The organism is Thalassotalea crassostreae, assembly GCF_001831495.1.
Lineage (GTDB): Bacteria > Pseudomonadota > Gammaproteobacteria > Enterobacterales > Alteromonadaceae > Thalassotalea_A > Thalassotalea_A crassostreae.
The window spans coordinates 1,064,826-1,079,701 of sequence record NZ_CP017689.1; the positions used below are offsets into that span (position 1 = coordinate 1,064,826).

At 36.2% G+C, this 14,876-nt stretch carries 10 protein-coding genes and 2 tRNA genes; 6 read left to right on the forward strand and 6 right to left on the reverse strand.

From position 1 onward, the window contains the following. The first annotated feature begins 113 nt into the window (after nt 1–113). Together LT090_RS04710 and ruvX are read left to right on the forward strand one after the other, a co-directional pair. On the forward strand, nt 114–668 hold the full coding sequence (locus LT090_RS04710; protein WP_068546772.1) for a YqgE/AlgH family protein: 555 nt from the start codon (nt 114–116) through the stop codon (nt 666–668). Nucleotides 669–727: 59 nt separating this feature from the next. Beyond that, nucleotides 728–1,162: a Holliday junction resolvase RuvX gene (gene ruvX / locus LT090_RS04715; protein WP_068546773.1), complete on the forward strand. Its 435-nt coding sequence runs from the start codon at nt 728–730 to the stop codon at nt 1,160–1,162. A gap of 28 nt (nt 1,163–1,190) precedes the next feature. Here the strand turns inward: ruvX and LT090_RS04720 are convergent, their stop codons facing one another. The 6 genes from LT090_RS04720 to folD all read right to left on the reverse strand — a co-directional run bounded on the left by LT090_RS04720 (nt 1,191) and on the right by folD (nt 11,291). Further along, complete coding sequence (locus tag LT090_RS04720) at nt 1,191–3,005, reverse strand: GGDEF domain-containing protein (protein ID WP_068546774.1); 1,815 nt, start codon at nt 3,003–3,005, stop codon at nt 1,191–1,193. Then, nucleotides 2,998–4,941 carry a GGDEF domain-containing protein gene (locus LT090_RS04725; protein WP_070795888.1) on the reverse strand — a complete coding sequence of 648 codons (1,944 nt, stop codon included), beginning with the start codon at nt 4,939–4,941 and terminating at the stop codon, nt 2,998–3,000. Before LT090_RS04725 ends, LT090_RS04720 begins: the two co-directional genes overlap by 8 nt. Nucleotides 4,942–5,201: 260 nt before the next feature. Next, complete coding sequence (locus LT090_RS04730; protein WP_070795891.1) at nt 5,202–7,064, reverse strand: GGDEF domain-containing protein; 1,863 nt, start codon at nt 7,062–7,064, stop codon at nt 5,202–5,204. Next, the gene (locus tag LT090_RS04735) at nt 7,054–8,949 is read right to left on the reverse strand and encodes a GGDEF domain-containing protein (RefSeq protein WP_068546777.1); all 1,896 of its coding nucleotides are present in this window, start codon (nt 8,947–8,949) and stop codon (nt 7,054–7,056) included. The genes LT090_RS04730 and LT090_RS04735 overlap by 11 nt, the downstream gene beginning before the upstream one ends. Nucleotides 8,950–8,963: 14 nt before the next feature. Next, nucleotides 8,964–10,193: a phosphoglycerate dehydrogenase gene (serA, locus tag LT090_RS04740; protein ID WP_068546778.1), complete on the reverse strand. Its 1,230-nt coding sequence runs from the start codon at nt 10,191–10,193 to the stop codon at nt 8,964–8,966. 240 nt (nt 10,194–10,433) lie between these two features. Then, nucleotides 10,434–11,291: a bifunctional methylenetetrahydrofolate dehydrogenase/methenyltetrahydrofolate cyclohydrolase FolD gene (gene folD, locus LT090_RS04745; RefSeq protein WP_068546779.1), complete on the reverse strand. Its 858-nt coding sequence runs from the start codon at nt 11,289–11,291 to the stop codon at nt 10,434–10,436. 231 nt (nt 11,292–11,522) lie between these two features. Between folD and LT090_RS04750 the strand changes: the two genes are divergently transcribed. The 4 genes from LT090_RS04750 to LT090_RS04760 all read left to right on the forward strand — a co-directional run bounded on the left by LT090_RS04750 (nt 11,523) and on the right by LT090_RS04760 (nt 14,754). Next, nucleotides 11,523–11,599, forward strand: a tRNA-Pro gene (locus LT090_RS04750). A 35-nt stretch (nt 11,600–11,634) separates the two neighbouring features. Continuing rightward, nucleotides 11,635–11,781, forward strand: a complete 147-nt coding sequence (locus LT090_RS17135; protein WP_157726637.1) for a hypothetical protein — start codon at nt 11,635–11,637, stop codon at nt 11,779–11,781. Between the two features lie 156 nt (nt 11,782–11,937). After that, a tRNA-Arg gene (locus LT090_RS04755) sits at nt 11,938–12,014 on the forward strand. Nucleotides 12,015–12,441: 427 nt separating this feature from the next. Then, the gene (locus LT090_RS04760) at nt 12,442–14,754 is read left to right on the forward strand and encodes an immune inhibitor A domain-containing protein (protein ID WP_068546780.1); all 2,313 of its coding nucleotides are present in this window, start codon (nt 12,442–12,444) and stop codon (nt 14,752–14,754) included. Nucleotides 14,755–14,876: the final 122 nt, after the last annotated feature.

A 14,876-nucleotide genomic window follows, 5' to 3' on the forward strand; every position in this document is an offset into this window, starting at 1 on the left:
TTATATGGGCTGTTTACCGGTCTGATAATATAAGACAAAGAAATAAGTCTTATTAGTACTTACTACAATGCATATTTGGAATTACTTATTAGGGCTTTATATGGGGGTTGTTTATGGATAGTTTAGAAAACCAGTTATTGATCGCAATGCCGAATTTGAATGACCCGTATTTTCAAAAAACGGTTACCTACATTTGTGAGCATAATAATGAAGGTGCGATGGGGTTGATCATCAACGTCCCAGTGCGCATTACATTAAACGAATTGCTGGCCCAAATAGATGCAGATAAGAATAATACAGATACTCTCAATCAACGAGTGCTTGCAGGTGGACCTGTGTCTGCTGATAGGGGGTTTGTATTACATAACACTCAAAAGGGCTGGGATAGCTCATTAGCATTGAGCAGTGACATAATGATCACTACAAGCCGAGATATTCTTGAATCAATGGGCACCGAAAAAGCGCCAAACCAGTTTTTGGTAACATTAGGGTATGCAGGCTGGGGTGCTGGCCAACTTGAACACGAGATTGGTCAAAATTCATGGTTACACACTGAGGCTGACGCAGATATATTATTCAATACACCGATTGAACTGCGTTGGCAAAAAGCGGCAGAAAAACTAGGTATTGATTTAGGTCATTTGTCTAGTGATGTTGGCCACGCTTAACTTTACTTAATTAATATAAAAAATCTACTTGATTACGGTATAGGGATACAGATATAAACATGGCCAAATCGTCAAAAGACAAAGGGATGCGTACTATATTAGGGTTTGATTTTGGCACCAAATACATTGGCGTAGCTGTTGGTCAAGAAATAACCGGAAGTGCGTCCCCGGTGAGGTCAGTAAAAGCAAAAGATGGAGTCCCAAATTGGGATAATATTGAAACCATAATTAGAGAGTGGGAACCCGACTTATTAGTGGTAGGTTTACCGCTTAATATGGATGGTAGTGAGCAGTTGCTAACTAAGCGTGCTCGTAAATTTGGCAATCGAATGTCTGCTAAATTTTCTATTCATGTAGATATGCAAGATGAGCGGTTAACCACCGCCGACGCTAAAGCTGAATTGTTTGAGCGAGGCGGTTATCGAAACCTACAAAAGGATAATATTGATTGCCAATCGGCTGTTATCATCCTGCAAAGTTATATGGCTGAATAGCGCTAAAGCGCAAATAATCTCCTACACTTTATACTAATTGAAGCTTTGTCTGGTATCGAATGACGCAATTTTTATTCTGCTGTTTGGCTGTCACTAGTGCTTGTTCAGAGTCATTGAACAACTGTTTAATATCATAGCCACTGGTTGTAGTATCACTAACCCCAAAACTGGCTGAAACATCAAATTGGTAGCTAATATTTTTAGTGTCTAATACGTTAATTGCATAACGGTAGTTTTCGACAAGATTCATCGTTCTTTTAATATCTTTATTGGGGATTAGAAAGCCAAATTCATCGCCACCTAAACGTCCTTTAATTACATCGATTGGCAAATGTTCATTACTTAAATCAATAATAAGCCTGATTAACCGGTCACAGCGGTCGTTTCCTTGCAGCTCATTGACATTTCTTAAATTATCAATATTCAATATGACTAATGCGTAGTTCGTCGCTATTATTTGACCTCTTGCAATCTCTTTTTGACAGCATTCTAAGAAATGATTTCGTTGCATCACTTTAGTGGCATCGTCAAAGCATAATTGTTCTTCAATAGAGCGTTTTAGGCGCCAATTGTTATAGAGCATTTTTAATAAAAATAATATACATAGCGTCAGTAATCCTTGGTATATACGGCCGCCGACAACAAAGTTTTCTAATTTTTGCGAAATGTTTTGTTGAAACTTCGAATGCTTATTTTCTTGAACGATTGATTGTTGATATTCTCTTAATTCATTTTCCAGGGTGTTCAATTTGAATTTGATTTTATTAAGGGCTACAGACTTTTCACGCCAAATATTTGTTATTTTATGCTCTAATAATATTTGCTGACGCAGGGTACTTATCTTTGCTTCAGTATTGTCAAATTTATTGGCAATGTTATGGGCAATACGATACGCGTTTAATAGCGCAGCATTGTTCGGGTGTTGCTCTTTATTAAGTATAGCTTTATCAACATATACAGTGGCAGTGGAGAGATCGCCGAGGTGATAAAAAGTCGTCGCTAGAGCACTATAAAATTTCAAATTATTTAGAGAAAAGTTGGTCGTCTCTAGTTGTTGTTGATGATCCAATAACAGTTTATTTGCTTGTGAAAATTTTTCTAGTTCGATTAACTCTGTTGCTACATCAATAATGATTTGGCTGTGTATTATCTGTTCGCCACTTTTCAGGCAATAGTTTTTTGCTTCTTCGACAAATGAGCTTTTAATACTAATTTCGTTTAGGGCGAACAATGTATTTAATTTTTGCGATATGGTGAAACACAAATCTCTGGAAGATAATGAATTTCTATCGATAGTGTCGAGTTCGTTTAAATTTTGCAACGCCTGCGGATAATCGCCTAGCTGATTATAATACCAGGCAAGGGTAGACAAGGTATCATACTTAACTTTTTGTTCGAGTAATTCATTGTTAAGTAATGACATTATCGGCTCGATATAATTACTACTTTTTCGATAGTTTTCCAGTTTGGTTTCTAGATATAAAATATTGTTCAAGGCGACAATGTTGTAATTTATGTTTCTAGACGTAGTGTTTTTGTTGTGGTGATATATTGCCTTAATAAAGTCTCCGTTCAGAGCAGAATTATAACCAATTAAATAATTCAATTGTTCTCTTTGCGAAGTCGATAAACGTGTCAATCTTGATTTCAGAATGCTAATGATTTGCTGCGACTCATGTAAGTTACTGCTTTTTATCTTATGAGCGTATTCAATCAGTTCGCTCGACGATAATGAACTACTTTGCGCATGAGCAGTTAATGATACTGTATAAAACATAACGCCAAAAGCTAGCGTCAAAGAGCATAATTTAAATTTTATTATCAGTGATTTAATATTATTCATAGACATACTTTAATGACGATTTATCAATTATATCTTTTGATTTTAGTTGCATCGATTTATCAAAATTAACAACCTTTTGAGTTTTCGATGATTTAGCACAGCGCAGTGCTAGAGAACTATCAGTCAATAAGCTTTTAAGAGTAAGGTTGCTAGTTGATGAGTCAGTAAACCCAATACTCACGTTAAAATCCGTTTCCTTAATAAGTAAGCTACTTGCAATTAATTTGCTTTGCTTGCGAATGTCATCACTTAATTGTTCAATTTTGTGTTTTGTCTTTTGATTATAAATAACAGCGAATTCATTGGCGCCAATTCTACCAATACAACATCCCGACGAAGCTAGTTCTTCTATCATTTGTGCTGTTTTGTACAGCAGCATATCACCAGTTTTAATACCGTATTTTTTGTTTATCGCTCTAAAATGATCAATATCTATAATCACCATACTTACCAGTGAGTGCTGCTTCTGTGCTTTGTAGATTATGGATGAAAATAAATCCATGGTTCGTGTTCTATTGTTGAGTTTTGTGATTGGATCGAGCTGTTTTTTTAAGCCAGAAATAACCTGCAAGTGACGGACATAAAATATCAGCGCAACCAATAAAAGAATGATTAATATGAGTGAGCCATAGATGTAACTATCTATCTGTATTAGATGCTGATAATGGTGATTTTCGCCATAGTTTTGTATACGAGTATTTACTTTTTCATTGAGTAAATTAGCCATTTGTAGTTTTTGTTTTTGCTGGCCAATATTTGCATGTTTTATTTGTGCTCTGGCGATGTTTTCTCGACTCGAAAGTTGTGCTTGAGAAAGCATATTTTGATGATACATTTTTAAATAGGATAGGGCACCTGTCTTATCGCCTTGGTCATAAGATAATTTAGACAAAATGTCATAAACACTGAGCATCCAACGATTAGTGACTATGTTGATAGGGGTGTTAATTGCTTCGTCTGAAAAATATTTTGCCTTTGCATAATGACCGATTTGATAGTTTGCTTTAGCTAAATTTGAATGGAATATAATGTCTAATGTTGTCTGATTAAGTGACTCTACTTGTTTAAAATATTGAGTCAATAAGTCTATAGCGCCTTGTGCATCTGAATTGTTGATTAAATGTGTTGAATACTCACCGACGGTATACAGTATGGCGAGATGTTGATTGACATCGCTACATTCGTCGATGACCCTTTTAAATCCTTGGCTATCTACCTGATTTGGAAAAATGTTAATATCAATTTGAAATTTTTGACTGTGATATAGGCATAGATCAATTGCATTTGTCTGGCTATTATTGCGCAGCGACAGAAAAGTTAACGCGAGTTCATCTTCACCAATGTTTTGGTAAAAGTTGGCAATGACATTAAGTGCTGAGTTTTTTAAATCTATAGATGTGACTTGATCAAACTCCGCTAATAGATCGTCAATTGAAACAAGTAGTGAATCATAGTCATGGTAAATAGCGGATAAACGAACAATGGCTAAATTCGCATAAAAACGTGTTTCGATATCTTTAGATTGTTTGGTAATGATTAAACTTTTTTTTGCTCGTTCAAAAGAGTTTTTATAAAACAAATTTATACCAACTAGATATTCAAATTTATCATTCTGAAGCGCAGTAAATTGTGTTTTATGGGGCTCTAGGTAACGTTCAAGTTCAATAAGTTGAATATTTTCGCCTTCTACTCCATTGGAGATAGGTTGAAAGGCCATTGCTAGAAGTTCATCTATTGTTTTACTGTCTAGTTTATTGTCTAGTTTATTGCTGCTTATTATTCGCGTAGGCAGATTTTTAGTAAAACTATTCGTTGTTTTTAATGCAATATCTTTAGTCGATGGCACAGTTTCTTCGGCAAAAGCGCAGTGCATCGCAAATGATATTAGCAATGTGATTAAATGCATAACACGTTTTAAATTATGCTGATGTCTCACTGAAGAAAACGATCCATGTTAAAACTATTTCCCATAGGTAATCTGGTTTATTGCCGCCATTTAGCCAGAGCATTGCATATTAATTTATTTACTAATAGGTTATCTGCTACTGCTAGTTAAAGCTATCCAAAGCTACTTTATGCGACTATTTAAATTGTAATAAATAACTATAGCCAATTGTTGCCTGTTATCAACTTTGATTGCAGCTTTTTTTGCTGGTTTTTTTTCGTAGTTTTACTCGAAGGTTAGCGTTACTAATTTTAGGATATACGATTTTCTTTTTTTTCTTGTTTTTGCTTTCCAAGAGCCAACTCCGCTTGCTTAACTAGTCGTTCGATGTTTATTGTGTTTTCAACAACATTGTCAGCAATACCAAAACTGATCGTAAGCGTGTATAAACTGTTGATTTGCTTTTTGCCAATCTCGACAATTTCTTGCTGATAACCTGCCAAGTTTTCTTCTACTTTCTGGGTGTAAACATAAGGTACAAACAGGGCATATTCGCCGCCATTTAAGTTGCCTGTGATAGTACCTTTTGGAAAGTGAAGTTCGCTTGTGGAAAGTATAGTTTCGATTAATCGATTACAGCGGTCATCTCCGTGTGTCTCATTTAATCTTCGTAAATCGTCAATATTGAAAACCAACAGAGCGTAACTACCTTGTTCAGCGGTTAGTTTATCAATGTTTTCTTGGCATAAATTTAAGAAGTACGGTCGTAATAATAGTTTGGTATTGCTATCAAATTTTATTTCTTGCTCAATGGCTTGGATTTTTCTAATGCTGTCATAAATTACTTTAATTAGAATCACGATAAATATCACCAAAAAGCTAATATAAATAACTCCCCCGATAATGAATGATTCAAACTTTTGCGTCATCATTTGTTGGTGTTGTTGTCGTTTTACTTCTTGGTTTATGAATTGTTGCGTTTCTTGTAATTCAACCTCAAGTGATGAAATTTTTGATTGCATTTTATTATAAGCGACGGTTTTTAGTCGAATGTTCTGGTTATGAATTTTTACCAAAGTTAATTTCTGACGCAATGCATTTATTGTTTCTAATGTGTCATTTTGCTGCTGAGCAATTTTATGAGCAATTTCATAGGCAATTAAAAGCTCACGAGGTGAACCCGAATCATCTTTATAACTTAACGCTTTAGTGATAGAAGATTTAGCTTTGTTAAGTTTGTTTAAAGACTGCTGCGCATTAGCAAGCTTTGCATAAAAAATTAATTTGTCTAAAGGATAACTTAGCTCGTCTACCATTTGAATATGGTCTAACAAAAGCACTTCAGCCTGTTTATATTGTTGGTCCAAGATATGCTTTTCTGCAATGGCTACGATTAGTTGTAAGTAAAGGTTGCTTTCGTTACTTAAGCCGCAATGCTTTAACCCTTTTGCGATTAAAGGATCTGTTGTTGATAGTTTTTCTAGAGCCAATAGCGCGTTGGCTTTTTGCGTATAAGTGAAACATAGATCTCGATTTGATATAGAGGCAAGATCTAATAGTTCAATATCATTTAACTTAGTTAAAGCCTCCGCCGGTGCATCAATATTTAAATAGAAGTACGCCAGCGTGTTATATGTTTCGTAAAGATCACGGGTATTTAATGTTTCATTATTCAATATTTGAAAAATTGGCTCGAGATACGCAATGCTTTGGTCATAATTTCCGAGTAATGCCTCAATAAATAATATGTTATTGTTGGCTTTTATACGGATGCTAGGGTCGATTGAATTGAGGTTTTTTCGATGGTATAAAATTGCATTATCGTATTGCCCCTTCATTGAATATTGATAGGCGATCAGATAGTTTAACTGTTGATTCTGTACTTTTGATAAACGGCTCGTTCTCGATTTTAAGATACTAATAATTTGCGAGGATTGTGCTAAATCAGAACTTTTAAGAGTAATCGCTTTATCTATTAACTGCTGATTTTCACGAGTACTAAATATTTGATTATCTTGGGCCGCCAATGAACTTTGTGCTGTGATACAAAGCATACCTAAAGTGATTATAACTTTTCGTCGTAGCGCTAGTTTTAGCGCAAGTGTTGGCCATAAAGTTAATTTTAAAACCCAATATAAAGTCATCAATAATCGTCTTAAAAAATTACTCGTCATATGAGTACTTCAACTGTTCATTTTCAGGCTGTGGCTGAGTTTCATTGTGCTTCGAATAAATAACGATATTACTTGCTTGCGTAGCTTTAGTTGTGTTTTTCGCTTGCATTAGAGCATTACTGCTATCACGCATTAATACTTTAGGTGATAAGCTACTTAGCATTGAATCACTGATGCCAATATCCAATTTTAAATCTGTTACGTCAATTTTTAATGCTCTAACCATGTCTTCAGTTTTAGTGCTAATAGAGCGTGCATGGTGGATAACCTGTTGGCTATTTTTCTGATAAAAGATTAGAGCAAATTCATTGGCACCAATTTGACCAACTTCTGCAAGTTCTTTGGTTTCTTCAGCTAATATATTAGCGATGTTTTTCAGTACTTCATCACCAACTGCAAAACCATATTTGTGATGAAATCTGCCGGCATTATGTAGTTTTATAATCATTAAACTGAGTACCGAATTCTGATGCTGAGCTTGATATATGGTTGTCGCAAGTACTTCCATGGTTTTGCTGCGATTTTTTAACTTTGTTAACGGATCATGAAATTGCTTATTATGTGTCAACATTTGACGATGACGCAAATAGAAAATAACGGCAACAGCAATAACGATTATGCCAAACAAAGCAGCATAGACTAGTTCACCCTGTTCAACCTCCTGTTGTTTTTGTAAATTACTTTTCGCTGTTCGAATTCTTTGCTCTATATTAGATTGCAACAAATTCTCTAACTTTTGCTTTTGGTTTTGCTGATTGATGTTGATATGGTTTATTTGTTCTCGAGCAACTTCTTTGAGCTGATCGAGTTCAAATAGATGTTCTAACCGAATTTGATATTCATTTAAATAAGCTAGTGATTGTGGGTAATTCATTTCGCTATATTCAACTTCTGACAAAACTCGGTATACATTAGTTAAACTTCTGTGAAACTTACTTGATAGCGGCAACGCTAGAGCGGCCTCAGCATATGTTTTTGCTTTGTCAGTTGCACGTATCGCTAAATAGGCTTCGGCAAGCACCGAATAATAAATAACAGATAAATTAGGGTGATTAACTTGTTTTACCCTAGGTAAGTATTTTTCACCATAATCTATGATTTGCTGATTTTGATCTGCGCCTAGCATTTTTTCAGAAAACAAAATGATATCGTAAAGTATATGAGTTTGTTTCTCATCTGTATCACAGTCTTTTATTATCTGTTCTAAGTCTTCAAAACTTAGCTGGTAATCTCTTAGCTGACTTTTAATTTGAAGTGATTTACCTCTTATATTACAGCGCGATCTTAGTGACGAGTCTGTCGTATCTGTTAACTGTAAATACGATAGTGCAATTTGATCTTCACCGATTCGTTGATAGAAGTTAGCTATATCGTCATAGGCGTCATTTTTGGCTGACTGTGATTCAATCTCGTCTATTTCAGCAATTAATTTACTAACATTAAGCCCCGCGTTTTTAAATTCACCTAACAATGAATGAACGCTGACTAGGGTTCTTGTGGCCTCAAATCGGATGGCGGTGACTTCTGATTGTTGAGCTTCTAATAGTAATTGAATCGCTTGTTGATACTTGCCCTCTACCGCTCTTTGAATTGCCAGTAAGTGTTGATAGCTATTTAATTGGTTTTGATTAAACTGCGGTTTTAGTTCGGTAAGATTGTCTACTAAATTTTTATATGTGACAGCGTTAACACTACGCAGTTTATGGGCTTTTAGTAATAAACTGTCGATTTGCTGGCTGGTAATAAGTGAGTTATCTGTGGAGACCATTTCAGCAAAAACGGGTTGTGTTGCAAAGTTTATAATTGATAAACATGCAACCAACAACCCGAACATCGTATTTTTTGCTTTATAGCTTGTTAAAACAAGTAGTGGGAATCCATTCATCTACAATATTTATACTAGTGAATTAAACGAGCTCTAATCGTACCATCAATCTCTTTTAAATGTCTAAGTGCTGCTTCACTATCATTTGCTTCGACGTCAATCACCACAAAACCAACATCGCCTTTGGTTTGAAGATATTGCGCTGCGATGTTTATTTGTCGCTCAGCAAAGGTTTGGTTAATTTGCGTCAAAATACCCGGTAAGTTTTTATGAATATGCAATAAACGACTGCGATTGGTATGTGCTGGCAATGACACTTCAGGGAAGTTCACGGCAGATAATGTCGAGCCATTATCAGAGTATTTTGCAATTTTTCCTGCAACTTCACGGCCAATATTTTCTTGTGCTTCTTTTGTGCTGCCACCAATGTGTGGTGTCAGTATCACATTATCAAAACCTCTTAGCGGTGAAATGAATTCATCGTCGTTGGTTTTTGGCTCAACCGGGAACACATCGATCGCTGCACCAGCAACGGTTTTATTTTCAAGAGCGTTTGCTAAAGCGTCAATATCAACCACTGTTCCGCGCGATGCATTGATAAATATGGCACCTTTTTTAATGGCATCAAATTCAGCTTTAGCGATCATGTTTTGTGTTTCTACAGTCTCAGGTACATGCAGTGATACCACATCAGAAGTGGCAAGTAATTCAGTTAGACTGTTTACTTGGTTGGCATTTCCTAGGGGTAGCTTAGTTTCAATGTCATAGAAATTAACTGTCATGCCAATATGTTCAGCCATAATACCTAGCTGCATACCTATATGACCATAACCGATAATACCTAATGTTTTACCACGAGCTTCAACTGAGCCTGCGGCAGACTTTAACCATACACCTCGGTGAGCTTTCGCACTTTTCTCAGGAATGCCACGTAATAACAATAAGATTTCACCTAATACTAATTCTGCAACAGAGCGAGTATTTGAAAATGGCGCGTTAAATACTGGAATACCACGGATTTGAGCTTGGTCTAAATCAACTTGGTTAGTACCAATACAAAAGCAACCTATCGCTGCCAATTTATTCGCATGCTTTAATACATCTTCAGTTAATTGAGTTCTTGAACGAATACCGACAAAGTGTACGTTGGCAATTTTTACTTTCAATTCGTCATCCGAAATTGAACCGGTAAGGTATTCAATATTGCTATAGCCATTTGATTTAAGTACTTCAAGGGCAGATTGATGCACACCTTCAAGTAGCAATATTTTTATTTTATCTTTGTGAAGCGATGTTTGGGCCATAGCGAAGTCTCTTTAATTGGCGAGTAATTAAGGGTTTAGTTAACAATAAACTAACATATAGAGTTAATACTCGAAAGTGCTTTTTATTATTTAATATTACTTAATTGTATTTTTTTAAGTAGAGGCAAAATATTTGCTCGATAAATGTGTATTTTAATAACATAAAAGGCGCCCGAAAGCGCCTCTAAATTATATTGATTATGGTAATGAACTTACGGCTTATCACAGGTCAATTAGCGATTAATAATCGTGGAAGTCTTCACAAGCAATTAAGGTATTTTCAATTAAGCTTGCGACCGTCATCGGGCCAACACCACCTGGTACAGGAGTAATAAATGATGCTCTTTCTTTTGCTACATCAAATTCAACGTCACCCACTAGTTTACCGGTGTCTAATCGATTAATACCAACATCGATCACAATTGCACCAGGCTTAATCCAATCGCCAGGTATAAACGCCGGTTTACCGACTGCAACAACAACAAGGTCAGCTTGGCGAATGCGAGATTCTAAATCTTTAGTAAAGCGATGCGTGGTGGTTGTCGTACAACCGGCCAATAAAAGCTCTAACGTCATTGGGCGACCGACAATATTTGAAGCGCCAACAATTACTGCTTCTAAGCCATGAGGCTTTACACCGGTAGATTCAATTAAGGTCATAATACCTTTTGGTGTACATGGGCGAAGGCCTGGTTGGCGCAGTGTTAATTTACCAACATTAAAAGGGTGGAAGCCATCAACATCTTTAAGTGGATTAATGTGTTCGATAATTAAGTTAGCATCTAAACCTTCAGGTAAAGGTAATTGTACTAAAATACCATCGATTTCATTATCGTTATTTAGCTGGTCGATTAGGTCGAATAATTGCTGTTGTGTAGTATCCGCAGGCATATCATAAGACTTAGAAACAAAACCAACTTCTTCACATGCTTTGCGCTTACTACCAACGTATACCTGAGAAGCTGCATCTTGACCCACTAAAACAACAGCTAAACCTGGTGCGCGTTTGCCTTCACTTAGGCGCTTAGCAACCTTTTCTTTTACATTGTTTCGTATTTGTTGGGCGATGGCTTTGCCATCAATTAATTGTGCAGTCATGGTAGTTAAAATTCTTCCGATAAAAAAGTGCCGCTATTTTGTCATATTTTGTAAATTGTCTCTATAGTTATAAAGTTGAAATAACGATTAATTTCAAAATTAGAATGACTAAATCGCTTTAAAAATAAGCGAACGCATATTATTTTTGAAAAAGTGTTTGACGGCACATCAGCACATAGGTAATATGCGCTTCCGTTGACGCACATAGTGTTTCAATAATTAGGAATGTATCGGTGATTAGCGCAGCTTGGTAGCGCACTTGGTTTGGGTCCAAGGGGTCGCAAGTTCGAATCTTGCATCACCGACCACTTCTTGATATTTAAATATAAATTAAGAGTGTTGAATGCTGAACAATCAAACCAATGGTTTGGGTACTTACATTCAATCGGGTCGCAAATTTAAATCTTGCATCACCGACCACTTCTTGATATTTAAATATAAATTAAGAGTGTTGAATGCTGAACAATCAAACCAATGGTTTGGGTACTAACATTCAAACGGGTCGCAAGTTTTAATCTTGCATCACCGACCACTTCTTAATACTTAGAAAGTTAAATACAAGTTGATTTCTCAAATCAATTCTTACTTTCTTAAATTTTAACTTTAATTTTGGTTAAAGTTAGGATAGCCTGATTAAGGTAATTTTGCGCCCTTAGCTCAGCTGGATAGAGCAACGCCCTTCTAAGGCGTGGGTCAAAGGTTCGAATCCTTTAGGGCGTGCCATTTCCTTTTCCTTGATTTACATTGCGTTAAGCAAAACTCATATTCAATTCAAAATTAAACATCGAACGAAATTAATTTAAAAAATTAAATTTGTTCTAGCTCTATTTCAAAAAAATAAAATTTATTCTAGTTCTAAGTTAAAAAAATTAAATACTTACTAATCAGCTATTTATATATGTCTTGTAATATTTTTGTAAAGCTATCGTTACAATAATGTTGCAGTTAATTGTAATTTTACAGCTGTACAATTAAGTGTTTTAAGTAATTGTAATTAAATAATTAAGTCAGTTTTTTTGCCAGAAATGTAAAAAAATGCGTTATTTGAAAGACTAAAAATCCTCCTCTACACTCGCTTTTGTTCCTTAAAATCCTAAGTCCCAATTTAGGTAAATAAAAATAAATAAATAACAATTCAAAGAGGTTTAATATGTTGAAACAAAAGTTACTGGCGCTCACGCTAGTAGGTCTTTCGTGCAGCGCTTTTGCTGCAAAACACTCTCCGCAAGAACAACATGGCGCTTTTGACTTAGCTGTGGCGAATGAATTTAAATTAATAGAAATGCTGCGTGATTCTGGCAAAATTTCAAAAGATGCTTCAATAAATGATGCTGAAAATGCATTGAAAAGCTATTTAAAAGAGCGCCAACAAACGGAGCGTAAAAGAGCTGGCAATGTAGATTTTTCTTTTGCAAGTAAGATGAAATCGAAAAACTCATCGGTTAATCGTAGTTTGCAAAATGGCAAAGGAAATAAATTGGGTCAAGCCAAGAAAAAAGCCCCAAAAAATGTTGTGCTAGAAGAGTACGACGGTGATAAACGTACTGCCAAAATACTCGCTATCTTAATGGAGTTCCCTGATTTTCCGCACAACTCGATAACACCTGGCGAAACGGGTATGTACTATGAGGATTATAATCCAGCTCATTATGCTGAAATATTATTTAGTGAAAACGGCTGGACAGCGCCAAACGGCCACTTAGCCAATTCAATGAAAATGTATTATGAAAAGCAATCTGGTGACAGTTATTCTGTTGAAGGTTCAGTAGCGGGTTGGTATATGGCATCAAAACCAGCCGCGTTTTATGGCAACAATGTCGATGGAGATATTCAATCTTTGGTTAAAGAGGCATTAATGGCTGCAGCTGCGGATCCTAGCGTTACTCTTGAAGATTTTGATATTGAAGATAGATATGACTTGGATAATGACGGTAACTATTGGGAACCGGATGGATTGGTTGATCATGTTATGGTTTTCCATTCTAGTGTTGGTGAAGAAGCTGGGGGCGGTCAATTAGGTGAGGATGCTATTTGGGCTCACCGTTGGAATTTAGGCGCTCCTTTTGCAATTGCTGGCACAACACCTGAAGCAGATCCTTTACAATTAGGCGCTATGGGTGCGTTTGACTATACAGTAAATCCAGCTGATAGTGCGGTAGGCGTTATCAGTCATGAATATGGTCATGATTTAGGTTTACCGGATGAGTACGATACTGAATATTCTGGGCGAGGAGAGCCTGTTTCAAGTTGGTCTCTTATGGCATCAGGTACGTGGGCTGGACGTCTCGGTGGTACTGAGCCAACTGGTTTTAGTGCATGGGCAAAACAAGAGTTACAAGCAAGCTTAGGTGGAAACTGGATGCATGGTGCAACCATTCATATTGATGATATTGATAGCGAAGGTGTTACAGCATTAATTGACCAAGCAGTTAGTAAAGGTAAGAACAACGATGCAGTGCGCATTGATTTGCCGCCAAAAGAAAAAGTCATCGCAGTACCAACCAGTGGTGAGTATGCTTACTTTAGTGGTTCTGGCGATAGTTTGTTTAATCGTATGATCGGAACCGCAGACTTAACGGGTACAAACACTGCAACGGCTAAATTTAAAGCTTGGTATGATATCGAAACCGATTGGGATTATGCCTATGTTTACGCATTTGTTAATGGCGGTTTCGTTGGGATGTTACCAACATCTGTATCGACAAATGACAATCCTAACGCACAAAATAGAGGTAACGGCATTACCGGAAATTCAAACGGTTGGGTTGACGTTGAAATTGAGCTAACAACGTATGCTGGCGCTTCTTCAGTGACGTTAATTTTTTTGTATGAAACTGATGGTTATGTGTCTAACCCTGGCCTTTATGTAGACGATTTTGTCGTTGAGTCAGACCTAGGTACATTGGCAATGGCTAATGCAGACGTTGATGAGAACTTTTTTGCTTTTGATGGTTTTAACGTTGATAGTGGTATGAGTTACACCTCTCACTATTATTTAGCTGAGTGGAGAACACATCAAGGTATTGATAGAGGGCTTAGTAATATCAATATCGCTGGCGAAAACATGAAGTATGATGAAGGATTATTAATATGGTATGTGGACGACAATTATACAGACAACTGGGTTGGTGTTCACCCAGGTGATGGTTTCTTAGGTGTAGTTGATGCAGATCGTCATTCCAATATATGGAGTGATAAAGGTGTAGCGTCTACACGTTACCAAATTCACGATGCAGCATTTGGTTTAGATAAGTCTGAAAAGATGTTTCTAGATTTATCTGATTACGGTTTCACTTTACGTGATAATTTCACCAAACGTAATCCCGTATTTGATGATAGCGCTTCGTTTATCAGTAGTGATATTCCTGATGCAGGACGAGCTTTAACAAGTTATGGCTTAAAAATAAGAGTAACATCGCAAAGCAAAGATAAATCAGTAGGACAAATTCTGCTTTATAAGTAAACTTTGATAGTGTGAAAAACCAGTAAGCTTAGCTTACTGGTTTTTTTTGCTCTTAATTGCCGCAAATTATCATCGAATAAAGCAAGTCTTGGACACAAAATAGGCAAACAGCAAATTTATTT